At 64.0% G+C, this 19,424-nt stretch carries 18 protein-coding genes and 1 tRNA gene; 13 read left to right on the top strand and 6 right to left on the bottom strand.

Annotated elements, in window-relative coordinates; genetic code table 11:
• The first annotated feature begins 142 nt into the window (after window positions 1–142).
• The 4 genes from XH81_RS13980 to XH81_RS13965 all read left to right on the top strand — a co-directional run bounded on the left by XH81_RS13980 (window position 143) and on the right by XH81_RS13965 (window position 1,777).
• Window positions 143–400 (top strand): hypothetical protein, encoded by a 258-nt coding sequence (locus XH81_RS13980; protein WP_028144544.1) that lies wholly within the window; start codon window positions 143–145, stop codon window positions 398–400.
• 232 nt (window positions 401–632) lie between these two features.
• Window positions 633–1,073, top strand: coding sequence for an MgtC/SapB family protein (locus XH81_RS13975; RefSeq protein WP_018317958.1), 441 nt, complete (start codon window positions 633–635; stop codon window positions 1,071–1,073).
• Window positions 1,074–1,149: 76 nt separating this feature from the next.
• Window positions 1,150–1,305: a hypothetical protein gene (locus XH81_RS13970; protein WP_161966444.1), complete on the top strand. Its 156-nt coding sequence runs from the start codon at window positions 1,150–1,152 to the stop codon at window positions 1,303–1,305.
• Between the two features lie 91 nt (window positions 1,306–1,396).
• A complete protein-coding gene (locus tag XH81_RS13965; RefSeq protein ID WP_028144543.1) occupies window positions 1,397–1,777 on the top strand; it encodes a hypothetical protein in 381 nt (126 codons plus the stop codon).
• Here XH81_RS13965 and XH81_RS13960 read toward each other — a convergent pair.
• A complete protein-coding gene (locus tag XH81_RS13960) occupies window positions 1,737–3,296 on the bottom strand; it encodes a glycoside hydrolase family 17 protein (RefSeq protein ID WP_028144542.1) in 1,560 nt (519 codons plus the stop codon). The genes XH81_RS13965 and XH81_RS13960 overlap by 41 nt on opposite strands.
• A 368-nt stretch (window positions 3,297–3,664) precedes the next feature.
• On the opposite strand from XH81_RS13960, the gene XH81_RS13955 reads away from it, so the two are divergent.
• The 4 genes from XH81_RS13955 to XH81_RS13940 all read left to right on the top strand — a co-directional run bounded on the left by XH81_RS13955 (window position 3,665) and on the right by XH81_RS13940 (window position 7,890).
• On the top strand, window positions 3,665–4,255 hold the full coding sequence (locus XH81_RS13955) for a hypothetical protein (protein WP_028144541.1): 591 nt from the start codon (window positions 3,665–3,667) through the stop codon (window positions 4,253–4,255).
• Between the two features lie 217 nt (window positions 4,256–4,472).
• Complete coding sequence (locus XH81_RS13950; RefSeq protein WP_271596253.1) at window positions 4,473–7,139, top strand: glycosyltransferase; 2,667 nt, start codon at window positions 4,473–4,475, stop codon at window positions 7,137–7,139.
• A gap of 319 nt (window positions 7,140–7,458) precedes the next feature.
• A tRNA-Lys gene (locus XH81_RS13945) sits at window positions 7,459–7,534 on the top strand.
• A gap of 83 nt (window positions 7,535–7,617) precedes the next feature.
• On the top strand, window positions 7,618–7,890 hold the full coding sequence (locus XH81_RS13940; RefSeq protein WP_131233203.1) for a hypothetical protein: 273 nt from the start codon (window positions 7,618–7,620) through the stop codon (window positions 7,888–7,890).
• 1,485 nt (window positions 7,891–9,375) lie between these two features.
• Here the strand turns inward: XH81_RS13940 and XH81_RS13935 are convergent.
• On the bottom strand, window positions 9,376–9,615 hold the full coding sequence (locus tag XH81_RS13935) for a hypothetical protein (protein ID WP_131233202.1): 240 nt from the start codon (window positions 9,613–9,615) through the stop codon (window positions 9,376–9,378).
• A gap of 373 nt (window positions 9,616–9,988) precedes the next feature.
• Between XH81_RS13935 and XH81_RS13930 the strand changes: the two genes are divergently transcribed.
• The 3 genes from XH81_RS13930 to XH81_RS13920 all read left to right on the top strand — a co-directional run bounded on the left by XH81_RS13930 (window position 9,989) and on the right by XH81_RS13920 (window position 11,218).
• The gene (locus XH81_RS13930; RefSeq protein WP_028144539.1) at window positions 9,989–10,183 is read left to right on the top strand and encodes a hypothetical protein; all 195 of its coding nucleotides are present in this window, start codon (window positions 9,989–9,991) and stop codon (window positions 10,181–10,183) included.
• 156 nt (window positions 10,184–10,339) lie between these two features.
• Window positions 10,340–10,510 (top strand): hypothetical protein, encoded by a 171-nt coding sequence (locus XH81_RS13925; RefSeq protein ID WP_162832273.1) that lies wholly within the window; start codon window positions 10,340–10,342, stop codon window positions 10,508–10,510.
• A gap of 465 nt (window positions 10,511–10,975) precedes the next feature.
• Window positions 10,976–11,218 (top strand): hypothetical protein, encoded by a 243-nt coding sequence (locus tag XH81_RS13920; RefSeq protein ID WP_028144537.1) that lies wholly within the window; start codon window positions 10,976–10,978, stop codon window positions 11,216–11,218.
• 59 nt (window positions 11,219–11,277) lie between these two features.
• Here the strand turns inward: XH81_RS13920 and XH81_RS13915 are convergent, their stop codons facing one another.
• Both XH81_RS13915 and XH81_RS13910 read right to left on the bottom strand, forming a co-directional pair.
• Complete coding sequence (locus tag XH81_RS13915) at window positions 11,278–11,946, bottom strand: hypothetical protein (RefSeq protein WP_028144536.1); 669 nt, start codon at window positions 11,944–11,946, stop codon at window positions 11,278–11,280.
• A gap of 1,206 nt (window positions 11,947–13,152) precedes the next feature.
• Window positions 13,153–16,257, bottom strand: a complete 3,105-nt coding sequence (locus XH81_RS13910) for a DEAD/DEAH box helicase (RefSeq protein ID WP_028144535.1) — start codon at window positions 16,255–16,257, stop codon at window positions 13,153–13,155.
• Between the two features lie 791 nt (window positions 16,258–17,048).
• On the opposite strand from XH81_RS13910, the gene XH81_RS13905 reads away from it, so the two are divergent.
• Both XH81_RS13905 and XH81_RS13900 read left to right on the top strand, forming a co-directional pair.
• Complete coding sequence (locus XH81_RS13905) at window positions 17,049–17,288, top strand: hypothetical protein (RefSeq protein ID WP_028144534.1); 240 nt, start codon at window positions 17,049–17,051, stop codon at window positions 17,286–17,288.
• A 159-nt stretch (window positions 17,289–17,447) separates the two neighbouring features.
• Window positions 17,448–17,732 carry a hypothetical protein gene (locus XH81_RS13900; protein ID WP_028144533.1) on the top strand — a complete coding sequence of 95 codons (285 nt, stop codon included), beginning with the start codon at window positions 17,448–17,450 and terminating at the stop codon, window positions 17,730–17,732.
• A gap of 1 nt (window position 17,733) precedes the next feature.
• Here the strand turns inward: XH81_RS13900 and XH81_RS13895 are convergent, their stop codons facing one another.
• Both XH81_RS13895 and XH81_RS13890 read right to left on the bottom strand, forming a co-directional pair.
• Window positions 17,734–18,126, bottom strand: a complete 393-nt coding sequence (locus tag XH81_RS13895; protein WP_018317944.1) for an NUDIX hydrolase — start codon at window positions 18,124–18,126, stop codon at window positions 17,734–17,736.
• Window positions 18,127–18,267: 141 nt separating this feature from the next.
• Window positions 18,268–19,347, bottom strand: coding sequence for an AI-2E family transporter (locus XH81_RS13890; RefSeq protein WP_370092373.1), 1,080 nt, complete (start codon window positions 19,345–19,347; stop codon window positions 18,268–18,270).
• Window positions 19,348–19,424: the final 77 nt, after the last annotated feature.

Raw genomic sequence — 19,424 nt, 5'->3', positions numbered from 1 at the left:
TTTTTGCGCGCGCCGATGAACCTAAATTTCGGTCCGAGAAGAGAAACCACCCGTCAATTGCCAAGTTGTCCCGGTCGTGAACCGGAGCGGCCGATGTGAGAAATCACGCGCGCCCGCCTCCATGACCTCGGGAGAAACCCACGTGAAGACATTGATCATCGCAACGGCCGCGCTTCTGGCGGCATCTCCGGCGCTTGCGCAAACGACGAAATCGCCGGGCGCCTCGAGCAACGCGCCGGGTCAGCAAATGCACAACACAAAGAAGCCTTCGACAGGACCCGGCGCGTCCGAATACGCCCCTGGTCACCAGACCAATACCACCAAGGGACCGGGCCACTCGGAGAGCGCGCCGGGACAGAAGATGCAGACCACCACGGGCTCGAACACCAGCAAGAAGTGATGGTGCGCGGTCGCGTTCTACTCTGGCAGATGGCGTCGACCAGGCTGGTCGGCGCCATCGCCTTGTCGAACGGCGGCTCGCGCTGCCTGATCGCCGATGATCGCTCAGAGTTGCGCGGGCATGCGACCATCGGACGCTTGGATCTCAGCGGCTCTTTCTCACCAAGTTGGCGTTTAGTCCCGATCTGCCGGGCGCACGCCAAGCGTCCGTCTCCCGAAACGCACGAGCTTCGATGAACGAACTGGATGATGTGCTGAGGCTTCTCGTCGCGGCGGGAACAGGGCTGCTGATCGGCATCGACCGCGACATGAACGACAAGCCGGTCGGAATGCGCACCCTGGCGCTTGTCGCTCTGGGCTCCGCGCTGGTCTCGATCTCCGTGATCGAGTTCCAGAATCTGCGTGACCACCCCGATGCGATCTCCCGGGTCATTCAGGGCGTCGTTGCCGGCGTGCTGACCGGTGTCGGCTTCATCGGCGCGGGCGTCATCCTGCACGACGCCAAGGCGAAGACCGTGCACGGCCTCACGACCGCGGCAACCGTCTGGATTGCGGCGGGCCTCGGGATTGCCTGCGCGCTCGGAGCCTGGCTGCTGGTCGCCGCAGCGATCGCCGTCACGCTGCTCGTGCTGTTCGTTCTTGGCTGGGTCGAGCGCCGGCTGGGATTGAAATAGGCAAACATACCAAATGATAGGGAAGAGGTCCGCGTAAGGCGGCAGTATCCGCGACGGATTTTGATTCGGAGCGGAGATGACGGACGCGAAGTTTCTGCGGGAGCAACTCGCGTTGATCCGCGAGCTGGCCGAGCAGGCGGACCCCTACATCAGAAAACGCCTGCTTGCATTGGCTGAGAAATACGAGCGACGGCTCGCGGACCAGAATCGGGCGACGCAAAGCCGGCTTTGACGGCCCCTCGCGCACGTCGTGGGCGAGCCGGATCAACAGAAACATCCCCTGCCCTGTTGCCTGCCCGCGCCATCACGACCATATTGCCGCCATGACAAAAAAGCCCTTCCGCCTCTCGCCCTACCAGGTGCAGTTCCTGATCGTCGTCGGTTTCGCGTCCGTCGGCTATGCGCTCTATCTGCGCTACCTTGCGATCGAGCTGTCGCAGGTCGCTCTCACCTGCGACGCCGGGCTTCAGACGATGATCTGCAAGGCGCGGTCGGTCTCGACGGTGCTGTTCAAGAATTCGGTGTTCGGCATCGTCGCGCTGGTGGTTGCGACGCTGAACCTGATGCGGCCGTCGATCGTGCTGCTCACCGTCGGCATCATCGCCGCCGGCCTCGGCATCGTGCTCTACAATGTCGTGCTGTCGGGCCTGGCGATCGGCCTGTTCATTCTTGGGTTTGCTCGGCCCGCGCCCGCCACAGCGTGAGCGCGAACAACAGATAGATCGTGCAGGTCCACAGCGACTGCCAATTGTCGCGGCCTTCGTTGAAGAGCACGAACACCGCCGACAGCGCCAGCACGCCCGCGAACACCGATTCCGCGATCGGACGCTGGCCGATCTGCGGCCGGTTCAGCATCAACAGCGCGAACGGCACGACCGCCATCGTCAGAGCGGCGTAGGGAAAATCCTTGTAGCGCGGGTCGAAAACGAAACCGAGCGCAGTCGCGGCCGCGATCACGGCCGTCACCGCGAGCGTCAGGCCGAGCACCGCGGTGAGCTTCGACCATTTTCGGCCCTCGCGCGGACCGAGCAGATCGAGAAAGGTCGGAAGGCTGCGGCCGATCACCATCGCCTGCGCGCAGAAGATCGGCGACAGGATACCGCCCGCGAGCAGCGCGCCCCAGAGCAGCCAGCCGCCGATGCCGTAGCTCTCATAATAAAGCTTGTCGGCGCCGATCCCGAGCAGGCTGCCCGCCGTCGTCGCCGAGATGGCGACGCCGAGCCAGGCCGAGAAGCGCGGCGTCCACGGCCGCCGGCGCAACGTGATGAGCGCAACCGCGAACACCAGCACGGAAAGGCCCATGCCGGCGCCCATGTACCATTTCCAGTACGGGAAATTGCTGATCGGCTCGCCCGGCGGATATTTCAAGCTGCGGCGCACCGAGTCGTACAGGCCCCAATAGCCGCCGACGGTGCCTTCCAGCTTGCGCTTCCACGGCTGGTCGTAGGACTCGATCAGATTGACGCGAAACTTCTGCGCCTTCGCCAGAGCCAGGATTTCCGAGACCACCCGCGCCTGGTTGGTGCGTGAGGGCAGCGCGCCGTCGCGCATGCGCCCCTCGCTCGGCCAGCCGGTCTCGCCGATCAGGATTTCCTTGCCCGGAAACGCCACCGCCATGCGCTCGCGGATCGCCTCGACATGGGCGGAGGCGAACTTCGCCTTCACCGGCATATCCTCCCAATAGGGCAGGATGTGAATGGTGACGAAGTCGACGGCGTCATAGACCTCGCGGTTCTTCAGCCAGAATTCCCAGACGTCGGCATAGGTGACGGGCACGCTGACCTGCGTCTTCACCAGGCGGATGATCGAGACGAGGTCCGCCGTCGTCATCTCGCCGCGCAGCAGCACCTCGTTGCCGACGATGACGGCGGTGATGATCGCGGGGAATTCCTTGGTGAGACGAATGGCGAGCGCGGCCTGCTCAAAATTCTTGGCTCGGTTGCTGGAGAGCCAGATGCCCTGCAGCACTTTCAGCCCGCCGACCTTGGCGGCGATCGCCGGCACCTGGTCGAGCCCGTTCTCCAACGAATAGGTGCGGACGCAGTCGGTGATTTCCTTGAGCTGGCGCAGGTCCTGCTCGATCTGCTCGGCCTCGATATGGGTCCACGCGTTCAGCGGCGTCTGCTCGCCGCGGAACGGCGCGTAGGAGACGCATTGGACCTTCTCGGCGGGATCGATCGGGGCGCGCGCGAGCGTGATCGGCGTCGCCAACCACCACCACACGGCAGCAATCGCACCCAGTGAAACGAGCAGAAGCGCCAGTGGCGTACGAAGTGAAATCGGTTCCGTCCTCCGCGAAGGGTCCGTCGATTACCTGCTTGCACGCCGTCTGCCAAGGGGGTGTCCAAAGAGGGTGCCCAAGCGGGTGTCCAAATGCCGATCCACTCTCAAGGATCCGCGCCTGCCCTTAAGGAATGGGGCTGCGGCTGTTCGACCGGGGCCTAGCATCGTGACTTTGCTGGACAAAATTCCAAATACAGGTCATGGACTCGGAAAGACTTTTCCGCCGCATTGGAGACCCATTTGGACGCCATCACCGGCGCGTCCGCGGGATCCTGACGCGGACGGCCAGCGGATACATTGGGGAATTCATGCGGCAACGGGTGTTCGAGTCACGAAATGCGGTCCTGCGGCAGTTCGCCGCCACCTTGGCCGTCTCCTGCCTTCTCGTTCTCGCCGGTCTCGGTGGCGCTTCCGCCCAGAGCGGCACGCCCGCGCCGGACCAGGGCAAGGCCGCCGCCCAGCCCGCCGACGCCGCCAAGGATGCGGCCCAGAACCAGCGCCGCACCGACGAATTCGCCGAAGCGGCCCAGGTCATCAGCGGCCCGGCCGGCAATCCCGAATGCGTCTGGCTCGGCCGGCGCGTGGTGCGGCTGATGTGGCGGGATGACCTCGATACCGCGTTCCGCCATCTCGACCTCTATGACCGCTTCGGCTGCCCCGGCGGCCACATCCAGGCGGCCTTCCGCTGCCTGACCCGGTTCGGCGGCCAGATCGATCCCAAGGTCGCCGAGACCCTGGACAGCCGCGTGCATGCCTGCTGGATCAACCCGGCGGCCCAGCCGCAGCAGGCGGCGGCCGCAGCGGCACAGCCGGCCGCTCCCGCGGCCAACAATGCGCAGCCGCAGCCGGCCGCCAGCCCATCGCCCGCGGCAAGCCCGACGCCGGCGCCCCAGAAATAGCCGCGATCGTTTCAGCTGTCGTTCAGAAACGATCGGCCATAGACGCGGTTGGCACCGCCGCGCGTCGTTCGAAAAAGGCCATGCCCTCATAAGGACATGAGGCCATGACAGTTGTGAAACCGTGCGACGGAGATATGCTCCCTTTGCCGCGGACTTGGTCGGATCTCGGGGGCGGATCCGCTTCCCTGCCCCCTCAGCCCCTTTTGGTTTAGCCGCGATGCGCGTTGTCGCCGCCGTTTTGTTGCTCGTGTCTGCGCTTCACGCAGGGCTATGGGGAGTCTTGCGCGACAAGGAACCCGCGCCCGACTTCAAGGGCCTGTTGCCCAGCGTCTCCTACGCGCCGTTCGAGGGCTCGGCCCACCCCGACATCGACAACATCCCGACCGTCGAGAAAATCCGCGCCGACCTGAAGACGCTGTCGACCATGACGCGCGCGATCCGCCTCTATTCGTCCACCGGCGGCGTGGAACTGGTGCCGCCGATCGCGGCCGAGTTCGGCCTCAAGGTCACCGTCGGCGCCTGGATCGACAAGGACATGGATCGCAACGAGCGCGAGATCAAGGCCGCCATCGAGCTCGCCCGCAAGAACAGCAACGTCGTCGGCGTCGTCGTCGGCAACGAGGTGATCTACCGCGGCGAGCAGAAGGTCGAAGACCTCATCGACATGATCAAGAAGGTGAAGGGCTCGGTCCGCGTGCCCGTCACCACCGGCGAGATCTGGAACATCTGGCGCGACAATCCCGACCTCGGCTCCAGCGTCGATTTCATCGCCGCGCACGTGCTGCCCTATTGGGAAAACTTCCGCTCCGACCAGGCGGTCGACCAGGCCGTCGACCGCTACAATCTCTTGCGCAACCTGTTCCCCGGCAAGCGCATCGTGATCGCCGAGTTCGGCTGGCCGAGCCAGGGCTACAATTTGCGCAACGCCGATCCGGGTCCGTTCCAGCAAGCCCTGATCCTGCGCAATTTCGTCAGCCGCGCCGAAGCCATCGGCATGGAATACAACATCGTCGAGGCCATCGATCAGCCCTGGAAATTCTTCGAAGGCGGCGTCGGTCCTTACTGGGGCATCCTCAACGCCAGCCGCGAGCCGAAATTCGCCTGGACCGGTCCGGTCGAGAACCCCGACTATTGGAAGCTGATGGGCATCGCGCTCCTGGTCGGCATCCTGCTGTCGCTGCCGATCCTGCGGATTGAAAAGCCGACCGCGAAGCAGGCCTTCCTGCTGTCGGCGACCGCCAACGGCGTCGGCGCCTGGGCCGCGACCGTGTTCGCGTTCTGGAACAGCCATTACTTCATCATCGGCTCGGCCTTCGCGCTCACGCTCGGCATGATCCTGCTTGTGCCCCTCGTCCTCATTGCGATGGCGCGCATCGACGAGATCGCAGCCGTCGCCTTCGGCCGGTCGCCGCAGCGGCTGCTCAGCAAGGGCAAGCCGGTCGAGAACGTTCCCGAGAATTACTGCCCAAAGGTCTCGATCCACATCCCCGCTTATTTCGAGCCGGTCGAGATGCTCAAGCAGACGCTGGATGCGCTGTCGCGGCTGAACTATCCGAACTACGAATGCGTGGTCATCATCAACAACACGCCGGATCCCGCGTTCTGGCAGCCGATCCAGGACCATTGCCGCGCGCTCGGTGAACGCTTCAAGTTCATCAACGCCGAGAAGGTGCAGGGCTTCAAGGCCGGCGCTCTTCGGATTGCGATGGAGCGCACCGCCGCCGATGCCGAGATCATCGGCATCCTCGACGCCGACTATGCCGTCGATCCCGACTGGCTGAAGGACCTCGTGCCTGCCTTCGCCGATGCGCGTGTCGGCCTCGTGCAGGCGCCGCAGGAGCATCGCGACGGCGATCTGTCGATCATGCACTACATCATGAACGGCGAATATGCCGGCTTCTTCGACATCGGCATGGTCCAGCGCAACGAGGCCAACGCCATCATCGTGCACGGCACGATGTGCCTGATCCGTCGCGCGGCGATGGACATGGCCGGAGGCTGGTCGTCCGACACGATCTGCGAGGATTCAGATCTCGGCCTTGCGATCCAGGAACTCGGCTGGACCACCCACTACACCAATCACCGCTACGGCCAGGGCCTCCTGCCCGACACCTACGAGGCCTTCAAGAAGCAGCGTCACCGCTGGGCCTATGGCGGCCTCCAGATCGTCAAGAAGCACTGGCGCTATTTCCTGCCCGGCAAGAGCCGGCTGACGCCCGACCAGAAGCGCGAATATGGCCTGGGCTGGCTGAACTGGCTCGGCGCGGAAAGCCTCGGCGTGGTCGTGGCGCTGCTCAACCTCGTCTGGGTGCCGATCGTCGCCTTCGCCGACATCGCCATTCCCGACAAGATCCTGACGCTGCCGATCATCGGCGCCTTCATCGTCTCGCTGGCGCACTTCCTGTCGATGTACCGCGCCCGCGTCGCCATCAAGCCCGGACAGATGCTCGGCGCCATGATCGCGGCGATGAGCGTGCAATGGACGGTCTCGCGCGCGGTGGCGCAGGGCCTCATCACCGAGCACATCGCCTTTGCCCGCACCTCCAAGGGCGGCCTGTCCCGGATGTCGATCGAGTTCCAGGCGTTCTGGGAGGCCGTGATCGGCACCCTGCTCCTGATCGGCGCGGGCGTGCTGATCGCCACCAACAGCTACCGCCAGATCACCGAAATCTACATCTTCGCCGGCGTGCTGGTGCTGCAAAGCCTGCCGTTCCTGGCCGCGGTCGCCATCGCCATCCTCGAGCTCAGCCGCATCAACTCGTTCCAGTTCTGGCGCGACAGCGCGATCCGTACCGCCGAGCTGATCGGCCTGCGTCCGGTCGCGCTGCCGGCCCCCGGCACGCCGCAGCCGGTGCCGAACGAGGTGCGGCGGGAAACCCAGTGATTGAGGCTCCGCGATAGCCTTTGGACCTCGTGATTAAAAGACACGTGGTCTTCGGCGTGGATGACGGCCCGCCAATTCGGGTTGAGCTTTCCGCCTTAAGCGGCGGAAACCGCGAGCAAATCCCCGCCCCTGCCGCGTCTTTCGGCAACCACCCAAGCTATTGACCTCAGCGCCCCATCCCCCTACACAGCGCGGGCCGAAAGCATGATCCGGAAACAGCCGGTTTTTCCCCGCGACGCCAGCTTGAGCGCAGCGGCAAGACATGCTTCTCGAATGTCCGACCACGATGGCGATCTCTTTAAGCCATCAGCGGCCATGGGAGCGCGTAGCTCAGCCGGTAGAGCACGTGACTTTTAATCACGGGGTCCTGGGTTCGAGCCCCAGCGCGCTCACCAAAGGCCGGATCGACAGCTTAGCCGACAAGACCAACCGAACCGAAAAGCTCTGTGTGGGCCCCGTGTTGGCGAATCGATTGCGCGTGAACATGAAGAACATTCCTGCGGAGTTTAAGGACATACCCGCGACGGTTGCGCGTTATCTCGACGCGTGGGCGCAATCATCACGGAGGCACGCGGACGGCCGAGCAGTGAAGATCATGTTCGGCAAGATGCGCGAGATGGGCTTGCAGGGCGTCGTGGTCTACCGCCACTGCGGCCATCACGTAGCGCTGAGCGCCGATCGCTGGCCTGATGATGTCCGCCTGTCTGATATCGAGCCGCGCTTTGTCTACGCTGGCTGTGGCAACCGCTGAGCCGATGAGGCCCGGCAAGGCCGATGGTCCGCCTATCGCGGATGACGCGCAATCCCCGGCATAGGATCGCTTCGCGTTGTCCAGGCTCCGCGATCATCCCACCCTGATCTGGTTAAGATTGTTCATTCCCTTGCAGGGGAAAATTTGCCTCTGTGCGCCTTGATGTGGCTCGCCGTCAGGAGGCTATGGAGGCGTATAGCGATGGGACAAACGACCCGAATTTTGAAGCGGGCAAACGTCCTGCCCGATCTCCTGAAAATGCTTCAGGAGCTCGAGGAGCTGAGAGAAAGGGTTCGGCTCGCCGAGGCCGCCCGCGTGTTGCACTAGACCTACGCGAAAAGTCCGCATCCCCTTCCGGAGGGCGCTTTGGCGCGTCAGTCCCACAGCCCGAGAACACGGTCTCCGAGCGGAGTGTCGTTCCATCTCGACATGCGCTGACGTCTAGCGACAGCGGGTTTCAAAAAATCGCACTTTTCTGTCGCTGGTCCGTACTTGCCGCTGTAGAAGCGCACCCGACCGGGGACTTCTGACCTGCTAATTGCGCTTGAGCAGAGCTGAGAAGCACCTCCCCCTGCGACCTCGTCGCGCGCGAACTTCGGAAGGTAGCGCGGCGTGAGGCTAAAAACGCAATCGACGTCTCCGGACTGAGGAATGTACAATTCGACGACGGCCGGTCGCGATTTCGACGCCGAGCATGGTTCGCGCTCTAGTTCATGCGCAATAGAGCTCTGGTAGCTCGTCGCCGCAAACGAGCGTGCCAGATTCCGATAAAAACCCCAGTAGTCGCCCCGAGATGAACTCCCCGCAGCATCCGCCTATTGTGCCCTACCCCTTCAGGCATTTTGGCGATGGTCTGCGCAGCGAAAGACAGCCCGCCCGTTCTGATCTGCTCCAAGTGCGGACGGCCGATGACGTTCTTGGCGACGCTTCCTGCCATCCTCAATCTGCCTGCAGTCCATGCTTTCCAGTGCCGCCCCTGTCTGCGCGTCGACACCATTCCGCTGGCATAGCACTCGGCGCCTAAGTCGGTTTGAGCTCTTGCAAAACCCGTCACTCGTTGCGATCAGCGCCGCTGCGATCCGCCATCGGTTATCGGAGCAATCCTCAAAAGGCAGCGAAGTGGCCGACCGACTTGCCAGCGATGGGTTTCGCAAGTGCTACACCCGTAACGCGCCAATCCGAATCTCTCGAAGCTCAACCTGCTCAAGCCGTGCAACGCGTGTGCAACGCGAAGATTATCCCCGCCTTTATAAGGCGGGAACGGCACCATCTCTGCCAAGTTATCCCGCTACCGGAGGTAACTGAAGGAGGTAGACATGCCGGTATTCATACTCTGGGCCGTCCCTACGGTGCTCGTCATCGGCGGCGTCGGCTACTATTTTCTCCGCGTAGTTCACTAGTTGAGTATTTTGGCCACGCTCGAATGCTGATGACGGTTGCCAAAGTCTAGCCGGCATTGGCATTGCCGGAAGCCCGGCGTCGACGTCATTGCCCGACGCTGGGCGGCCGCGCCAGGCGCCTCTTTGGCCGATCGGATTTTGCCGACGATGATTTGAGTTTAGCAGTCCGGTGGATTGATGCGGCCGGTTTGCGGTCGGCGCTACGCATCTTTTGCATTTGCTCAGCCGCGATCACGCGGGAGCGCAGATTTTCTAACTCGGAAAGCCCGGAAGCAAGCTCGTCGAAACGCTGTTTCAGCACAGCGGCGTGATCACCAGTGCCCATTGTACGCCCCCTGGGCTACTCGAAGATCGACCGAGACAACCGGGAAAACTATGCAAATCGGAAATGCGGTGGCGAGGGGACAGTTCCTATTGAAAGTGCCGCGCCGTAGGCGCGGGCGTGCGCTGCAAAAGGCTCAACGCCCCCTATCGCGAACGCGCAGAAGGTCAGATTCACGGGGGATCGAGCGGGCTCCATTGCCAGTGACGGCCCCGGCTGTGGGGGCTTCTGGGGTGGAGGCCGGGGCCGCTGGAGGTGCCTGGACCTTTTGGGAAGGGCCGAAGCAAGCGTAGACTAGGAAAAAGCGGCAATCACTTCTGTTCGCTTTCGTACATTGCCTGTACCATTCCATTTGCGGGGAACGGAGCAATTGCCGATGAAGGACTATCTCGTCCAGATCGAGAAACTTCGGAAAGATGCGGCCGAATGCGCCCTGATCCGCGATTTGGCAACCGATCCAGGCAAGCGCGAATTGTTCGACCGGCTTGCAAGCCACCTCACGGTCCTGGCTGACCAAGTTGAAATGGCCATGCTCGAGCGGAAGACCGCGACTGCCCCGTCTCGGCCCTAGAAAGGCGCGCCGCTTATTGAAAGACACGCCTGCGGAAGGCTGCGCCTGCCGATGCTGCGAGATTTTCTGAGCTCGCCGTTCGCCCAGGCCCGCCCCCAAAAACCCGCTGACAACCCGCCGGAAACGTGTAGGATTCACCAAAACCGGAGGAACGGCATGTTTGAAATCAACGGTTTCGACACGGCGGGCGTCGTCAGTCTCAAGCGGCTGTCACTCGCCGCCGCCCTCAAGAAAGCCAAAGAGCTTACAGAGGACGGGTGCTGGGACGTTCGGGTCGTTGATCCCGCCGGCCGGATCTACACCTCGTTTGAAGAGCAGGCCGCCTAGCCGCCCCGCCATTCGAGCCATCACCAGCCTCCGCTTCCGCGGCTATCCGCCTCGGCCGACGTTTGACGAGGCGTTGTTCAGCCAGCGCAGCGTTGCATCGTCGCTCCAGCCAGGGACGGCAAAGCGCGCCGGCGGAGTTGCATTCGCGCGGGGCCGGTCCACCGCAGGATGGCGTGCGCGGGGGTGATGCACCGGCGCGGCGTTTGCGGAGGTGCACAGCGCCAGCAACAGACCCATGGCAATAAGAGCGCGCATCGCAGCAACTCCAATCGAGCAATCGCCCGCTGTCATCTGATGCCCGATCGGCTCACCACAACCGATTGCGGCTTCACAAGCAGGAGAGAAGCGCGGGCACCTGCGCTGGTGCAAGCAGCTCGCAACTGCCGCGCGCCATGCCATTGCCAGTCAACTCGTTTGGGAGCAGGCTCTCTCGAGGCGCTCAAGACGCCGCACAGGGAGCGAACCATGAAGGAACACGGCCTGGATGGCCGCCACCGCGACAAGGATGGCGCGATCGGCAAGAAGCACGGCAACACGCTGGTCGGCACGTTGCGCAAGATTTACGGAAGAGGTTTTGCGGCCGGCTATCCCGATACGACTGAGCTCAGCGAGGTCCTGCTTCAGCTGAACGAGACGTCGCTGAGCCAGTTGCGTCGCGATCACGACACCGGGCATCTGCAGCACAAGATCGACCACGCCGCGAAGTGACGGACTGTCGGACCTGACGGCCAATTTCGGCTCGACTCGGTCAATCCGGAAGTTGGTCGTCAGCTTTCCGGAGCAGCCGTCGCAGCCGGCACAGTCAGCGGGGCGCCTCCGACCGAAACGGGACCCAGGGGCTTTGCTTCCCGAACCATCCGCTTGCGCATCGCGGCGGACAGTCCGTAGCGCGCATGCGCTCGTCGGATGGACGAGGTGACGTCCGACGTCGTCGTGTTTTGCAGCGCATCGATCTTCGCCATCAACGTGGACAGCTGCGACGAGATCTTCCTCACGTCGACCCGCTCGTCCGTGATGCTCTGCCGCAGCGACAGCAGCACCATCGAATCCTGCTGCAGCATAACCGAGTTCTGGTCCGTTGCCTGATTGGTCTGTTGCAGTAACGCGGTGTGTTGCCGCTGGGCCGCCTGAATGTCCTTCAACGCAGCGATAACGGGATCCGGCTTTGGTTCGGACGCCTCCAAACGCGGAAGCAGCTCAGCCAGCCTGCCGACATTCAGCGAACTAAAATCGGAAGGCGATGTGTAGATCGCCGCCGCGCCGTTGATGGCCAGGGCACAGACCGACAGGGCCAGGACCGATTTCCGGCTGGACCGTTTGATCAGGGCTGGAGCTTCGGAGATTTCGGGTTCGTCCGCTGCTGCGGCGGCTGCAAGTGCTGCAGCGTCGAGTTCCTCGGCGAAGCTTTGCATTTCGAAGGTCGTGGTCATTTGCATTGACCCCAGTGAGCGAGCAACAGGAAACCGCCCCTGGACCGTCCTCGCGACGACCCCTTGTACGCAGCACCCTTACACAACTGTCTAAAATTGTGAGCATTTCCGATTAATTCCACGTTAGCGGCCGAGCACGCCGCCCCCGGCCGACTACGGGGGACCGTGCGAAGAGGAGGCGCTACGCTGACATTGCCGTAGGGTCGGCAAAGCGAAAGCGTGCCCACCGCTTCGATCGCCGGGGCTTGGATGCATGGTGGGCACGGCGCTTTGCGCCTTTGCCTACCCTACGGCAGCCGTTCCTAAGTCCGCATCCTGACTAGCGGATTTCCCGAAGATGGCATCATGCCACCGTTTTGCCCGACAAAGCAAACGGGCGTTGCCGCCGGATTCAAAACACCTTGCGCCAGCAGCACTTAGCTACTGTGCATGGGGTTGTTTTCGCATTTTGATGCGCTCTCCCCTCATCGAGCACTCGGAACAGCTCCTCCATCCGCTCGCAGATTACAAATCTGGTCCTATCGGGCTCGTAGCGCGTTTGCGCGACAAAGTCGTTCGCCGCTCGACCTGGGCCTTGGCATCCAGCACCTTGTCTCCAGCTCGTGCGGCTCGCTGGTCTGAAAGGGTCGAGCCTCTCCCTGCCAGACCAACCGAACCAACGCCGCTGTTTCCCTGAGCCTGTGTTGCCGGCCGGAATCTGTTTTGGGAGGACGCCGAACCAGTGGCCGTTTGATCCTCATTGCTCGTGCCGCTCCCAATCGCGCCGATCGGCAGGCCATTTGGAGCGTGACCAGCCCCGGCATTTCTCGCGGCCTGAGCTGCCGCCCGCGACCTTGCGGGCGTGGCGGGCTGAACGTTCGGATTGGTCGGTTGGCTGTTGGTGCCCGGATCGCCGCCGGCGGCGCTGTCCTTTGTCCCCATCCCCGCGGGTGCGGAAGGACCTGCATTGCCCGCACTCGTCCCCATTCCAGAAGGCGCCGAGCCGCCAGCGCTACCCGGCCCCGTTCCCATGCCAGCTCCTGCCGACCCGGCACTTGCGCCGCCTGCTTGCACCAGGGCCAACAGACACGAGCTTGCGACAATCGCGATGATTGGAGGAATGGAATGTGACATCGGACAATCTCCTTCGCCACGCCCCAACTGACTATAAGGGTGGAACAGGGATTCCGCTACGAATTCGCAGTTGTTCGCGCTGACGAACGCGCGAGCCCCTCACCCCTCGTCCAGGACCTCGAACAACTCCTCGACCCGCTCGAATGGTGCATCCTGCATCTTGGCGTAATGGACCACGCGGTCGCCGTCGCGTTGAAGCGACCTTCCCTTCGACTTCCGCAAGCGTCCGGGCAGGAACGTCGCGGCCGCAGCTTCAGGCCCGACGTCGAGGCGGATGATACCTCTGCGCTTGCACTCCAGCCTGAGCCTGGCTGCGGCGAAGAAGTCGCGCGCGACCTTCGGCAACGGGCCGAAGCGGCGGGAGGTTTCCTCTTCGAGGTCTTCGAGGTCGTCTTCGTCCGTGCATCTTGCCGCGCGCGCATAGAGCTCGAGCCGCACCGGCTCGGACTGCACATAGGTCTCGGGCAGCATGTCCGCGACCGGCAGGTTCAGGTCCGGCACCCACACCGCCTGCCCCTCATCGAGCTTCTCCGAGGCCATCTTCAGGAGGTGGCTGTAGAGCACCGGCCCGAACACCTGGACGTGGCCGGATTGCTGCTCCGAGAACAGGTCGCCCGCGCCTCGCAGATCGAGGTCGCGCTCGCTGATGGCAAAGCCGGCGCCGGGCCGGCTGAACTCTTCGAGCACCGCCAGCCGCTTCTCGGATTGTCCGGACTGCGTCTCGGTCAACAGATGAGCGAAGGCGCGGATGCCGCCGCGGCCGACGCGTCCGCGCAGCTGATGCAGCTGGGCGAGGCCGAACTTCTCCGGCCAGCAGACCACGATGGTGTTGGCACGGGGGATGTCGAGGCCGCTCTCGACGATGTTGGTCGCGAGCAGCACGTCGGCCCTGCCCTCGACGAAGCTCATCATGCGGTCGTCGATCTCGTCGGCCGCTAGTCTCCCGTGCAGGCAGACGATGCGCAGGTCCGGCGCCACTGCCTGCACCCGCGCCAGCATCGGATCGAGATCCTGGATGCGCGGACAGATCAGGAAACTCTGGCCGTGGCGGCGCTGCTCACGCAGCAGCGCGGAGGCGATCGCCGCATCCGACAGCGGCGCGATCCTGGTCGCGACAGGCAGCCGGTGCACCGGGGGCGATGCGATCACGCTGAGGTCGCGGAAGCCGGCCAGGCCCGCGGCAAGCGTGCGCGGGATCGGCGTCGCGCTCATCATCAGCACATGGACATTCTTGGCGAGGCCGGACAGCTTGGCCTTCTCGGCCGCGCCGAAATGCTGCTCCTCGTCGATGATGACGAGGCCGAGATCGTCGAACCTGACGTCCTTGCCACCGAGCGCCTGCGTGCCGATCACAACCTTGATCCGGCCGCTGCGCAGTCCCTCCTTGGTCTCGCGCAGCTCCGCGCCCGAGGTTGCCCGCGACAGATTTCCCACCTCGATGCCGAACGGTGCAAATCGCTTCTGGAACGTTGCGACATGCTGCCGTGCCAGCACGGTCGTCGGCACCGCGATCGCCACCTGCTTGCCCGACAGCACGACGGCGGCCGCCGCACGCAGCGCTACCTCGGTCTTGCCAAAGCCGACGTCGCCGCAGATCACCCGGTCCATCGGGTGACCGGACGCAAGATCGTCCAGCACGTCGGCTATCGCCTTGGCCTGGTCGGTCGTCGTGAAGTAAGGGAAACGCGCGACGAACTTCTCGTAGGCCGAGCCCGGCGGAACCAGCTTGTCGCCGCGCCGCTTGCGGCGCTGGCTGATGTGCTTGGCCAGCGCCTTGCCCGCCACCTGGATTTCGCGCTCGGCCTCACCGCGGCGGGCCCACCACGTGCTGCCGTCCGCCTTGTCGAGCGAGAGCTTGCCGAGCTCGGCCGCGTAGGGCCACATCAGGGCCAGATCGGGCGGCGGCACCAGCACCGCATTGTCGCCGGCGAACTTCAGGCGGATCATCTCCCGCATTGCGCCGCCGCCGGTGTTCACGGTCTGCAGGCCGTCGAGCACGCCGAGGCCGCGCTGGAGATGGACGACCACCGTACCCTGCTCGGGCACGTCGGCATGGTCGAAGGCCGCGCTCCAGGCGCGCGCCATCGGCTGCGGATGATGCGCCCGGCTGCCGAGCACGTCGGACGCCGTCACGACGACGAGAGGCTTCTTCCCCGGCATGACGAAGCCGGCATCGAGATCGGCCAGCAGCGCTGCCTCGCCGCTCCGCCCGCGCGCCGCGTCGTCCCAATCTTCGCAGCGCGGCGCCTTGAGGCCGCTCATCCGCTCCATCACGCGCAGATCGTCCTCATGCGCTGCGGCGAGGATCAGTCGCGATCCGGCCCGGCGCGTCTCCTCGACGAAGGCACGCAGCGCCTTCCGGGAGGATGTCAATTTCGAAAACTCCGGGATGGTCTGGAAGGACGACGCGCGCGGCAACACCTTCATCCCCCGGGAGAGCTGCTTCCAGTCGCGCCGTCCGAGATATTCGCGCTCACGTTCCGCACGCGGCGCGGCCTCCTCGATCGTGTCAAACCAGCCGTCGGCATGCATCGGCACGCCGGCATCGGCAATCCATTTGGCGCGTCCGCAATAGTCGAACAGGTTCGCGCGCTTGCCGCGTTTGCCGGCAAGGCCAAGCCGCTCCGACATGGGATCGACGACAAGCTCCTTGGTCTCGAAGATGATCCTGTGCTCGTTCGGATCGAACGCCACGATCCGCCTGATCGCGCGATCCGAATGCTCGATCCGGAACGGCCCCAGCGCGCCGGCGGGAAAAATCTCGAAGGTCTGGCCGTGAAACAGCGCCCCGCCCGGATAATCCGGCTCGTCATCGAGATCGTATCCGAGGGCTTCAAGGCGCGTCTCAAGATCCTGTTCGGAGAACGTGCCGCCCACCTTCAGGCTCACGCTCAGGCGCGACAGGCTCGCCGGCAGCGGCAGTCGCTCCATCACGGCTTCCGCCGTCGAGACGAGAAAGAGCGGCTTCTTGGATTTTGCAAGGCGCCTCAGAACGGAAGCTCTGCGCCCCGCCAGCTCGTGCGACGGCTCGAGCTGATCGAACGGCAGAGTGTTCAAGCGCGGAAATACCAGCACCTCACAGGAGGGGTCGAGCGCGTGAATGACACTGCCGAGCCGCTCCGCCCTGTTCTCGCTCTCGGCGAGAAAAACGATGCCGCTGCGTCCGGACTGCGTCCATTGGGCAAGCAGATGGAGTGCCAGCACGCCGAGCGGCGAAGAGGACGAGATCGCAGTGCGCTGCGCATCTTTGCTCTTCCTTGGCAGCGCCTTGCGTGGCGACCTCTTGTTCGCCGTTGTCTTGTTCGGTGACGTCTTGTGCGGTGACGCCTTCTTCGGCGGCGTCTTGGCCACCCGCGCCTTTTTGGTAAGCCTCACTTGAATCCGTTTCTGGTCGTAAGCCGTCGTCAACTGAACGCCAGCCGCCCTCATTCCGATTCGGCGACTTCTCGCCTTGCATATGGGATTTGCCCGATGAACGCACGCCTGGTGGCAACGTTCGGCGCGGCGCCGCGATCCCGACAATTTGGCTGTTGATCGAGCTCGGGCCGGAACTAGCGCGGCGCGAGATCTGCGTCTGTCGATGCGACGCTTGGCGCGATTGTAAACATTCTGCGCCCGGAGAGAAACGAAAAACCCCAGCGCTTGGAGCCACGCTGGGGCGTTTCGAGCAAAATGAACTGGTCAAGCAATGACGTCTTCATAGCAGCGATTTCACCCCGCGCTTGTGAACTGGTTCACATGTTGCGGCAAACAAACGACCCCGGTGAACCGAGGTCGCCAACCTTTGTGGGGAAGGTTTTCTCGCGGCCCGGGGGCTTTGGGGACTTAGGGATGGGCCGCGAGCCTGGATTCGACGCCTGCAGCGCCCAGTCGTTCCAAAGCCGCCGCTGGAGGTTCGCCCGCGCGGCCAATCGCGCCGGAACGGGGTACCGCGCTCCCCCGGTTTGAGCACGCCCCCGCCGCGCGCTAGGATGCCTTCTTTTACGGAGGCTCATTTGAAACCAATCTTTTTCATTGCCGCCATTGCACTGCTTGCGACGGCTCCCGCCCGCTCACAGCCGCTGGTCGATCCCAACAAGGTTGCTCCCGAATTCCGCGAGGCGGCCGAGAAGCGCCGGGCCGAGCAGTTGCGCCAGCGCGAATGCGCGCTGAAGGCGGATCTCGAGAAAGTGCTGCCCAGGGATCGCACCGCCTTTCTCAACCAGTGCCTGGACACGATGGCGGCCAAGCAATAGCGGCTGACCGTTTTCCAACCGGCCTCTTCCGCCGCCGGCCGCGGCCGATGGCGCTTGCCCGCGCGATCCGCGAGCATCCGACCACGAAGGCATTCAAGCTTTCTTCAGACATTTGGGATCATCTGACGATCCATTTCCCAAAATCATTGTTGTCCGCGCATGAGTTCGGTCCAGATTCAGTGCACGCGGTGCAAGAACGTGTTTCGCGATCGCGCCGGGCGGTTGCAGGACGGCTATTCCAGACAATGTCCGAGCTGCGAAGTGGTGCTGTTCTTCGCCGAGGATTCCCAGCATCCCTTCGTCAAGCGCGCGATGCGCGATGCGCGCAAGGTCCGCAAGGAGATGCGCGAGGCCGAGGCCGCGAAGCTGGCGGCGCCCGAACCGCAGGGGCAGCAGTCGAGGAGGTTCGCCGGACGAACACGATCGGCGGGACGCGAGGACTAGCTCACCGCCGCCTCTGCTTCCTCGGAAACAGGCGGTCGCGGATATAGCGCGAGGTCGGCGTCAGACGGATGCCGCGCGGCTTCTGCCAGGCGGCGCGGTCGATCTCCTTCTTGTCGCCGATCGCCAGCCTGCCTTTAGCCGTCTTGGCAATGAAGATCGCGTCGCTCATCTTGCGACCGGAGCGCTTGTTCCTCGCCGTCACTTCCTTCCAGAGGCTGATCCTGCCGAGCTTCAGCTTGGGCAGCTCCTCCCTGATCTCCCGCCGCAGGCAGTCCTTGTCGGACTCGCGCGCGCGCTTGCGGCCGCCCGGGAACATCCAAAGGCCGTCCGACCGGCGTCTGACCAACAAGACCTTGCCGCGCCGCGCGGCAACCAGTTTGGAAGACTTCGCCATTGCTGCCGTCATTGAAACCAGAATCGTCCCGATCGTAACTTGTCTAGTCGAACAGACAAGTTCCCGGCACGTTTTGATCACAGGCCGCGATCCCTCGGGTCCTGGCGGCACGGCGGAAAGATCGCGCCGATCGGGGCAAGATCAGCCCTCGGCCGCTCCCGCCCGATCCTCGGTCCTGATCCAGGCCATCATCATCTCCCAGGCCACCGACAGGATGATCGGCCCGATGAACAGGCCGACGATGCCGTGGGCCAGCGTGCCGCCGATCACGCCGACGAAGATCACGATAGTGGGCGTGGTCAGGCCGCGCCCCATCACGAGCGGCTTCAACATGGTGTCGAGGAAGCCGACCACGACGAGAAACACGGTGAGCAGCAGCGCCGTGGTGACGTCCTTGGCGGTCCAGATCCAGATGATGACAGGCAGCAGCACGAGGAAGGCGCCGATCTGCACGATCGAGAGCAGCAGCACGATGAAGGCGAGAAGGCCGGCGCTCGGCACCGCGGCGAGCTTGAAGCCGATGCCGGCGAGCAGCGCCTGCACGATCGCGACGCCGATCACCCCCTGCGCCACGGCGCGGATGGTCGCACCCGCGAGCGACAGGAAATGCTCGGTCTGCTCGGGCACGATGCGAAACAGGAAACCGCGGCTGGCCGCGACCAGCCGCGGCCCATGTGGAAACAAAAAGCCGGCCACGAACACCGACACCAGGAACTGGAGCGTGCCGACGCCGGCATCGCCCGCGAGCGAAAGCAGCGGGCCCGCCAACGGCTGGAGATACGGCGCCACCTCGCGTACCACCGCGCGGACGTTGGTGTAGGCCTGGTCCCAGAGTTCGTAGAGCAAGGGGCCGACCAGCGGCCACGATTTGAGCTGCTCGGGCGCGGCCTGAAGCGCCAGATCGCCGGTGCCGAGCTGATGCGCCAACTCACGCACGCCGTCCACCGCGCTGATGCCCAGCCAGGTGGCCGGGCCAATGACGATACCGAGCGTGATCAGGGTCAGGATCACTGCTGCGGTCTTGGGCCGGCCGCCGAGGATTTTTGCGACCCAGCTGAAGGCCGGATAGAACGCGACCGCGAGCACGCCGCTCCAGGCCAGGATCGGCACGAACGGGCGGATGATCAGGAAGGTCCAGATGATCAGCAGGGCGAGCAGGCCGAGCCGGATCACGAGTTGGATGACATCCTCTCCCGTCAGGAGCTGACGGAGACTTTTCACGGGCACTGCTTTCCTTGCGGCATGAACGCAACTTCCGGTGCTTGCGAGGTCCAGCCGTTATTGCCAGCAACGCATCC

This window comes from Bradyrhizobium sp. CCBAU 25360 (genome assembly GCF_028128695.1).
Taxonomy (GTDB): domain Bacteria; phylum Pseudomonadota; class Alphaproteobacteria; order Rhizobiales; family Xanthobacteraceae; genus Bradyrhizobium; species Bradyrhizobium ottawaense.
This window is presented reverse-complemented; position numbering and strand designations above follow the sequence as displayed.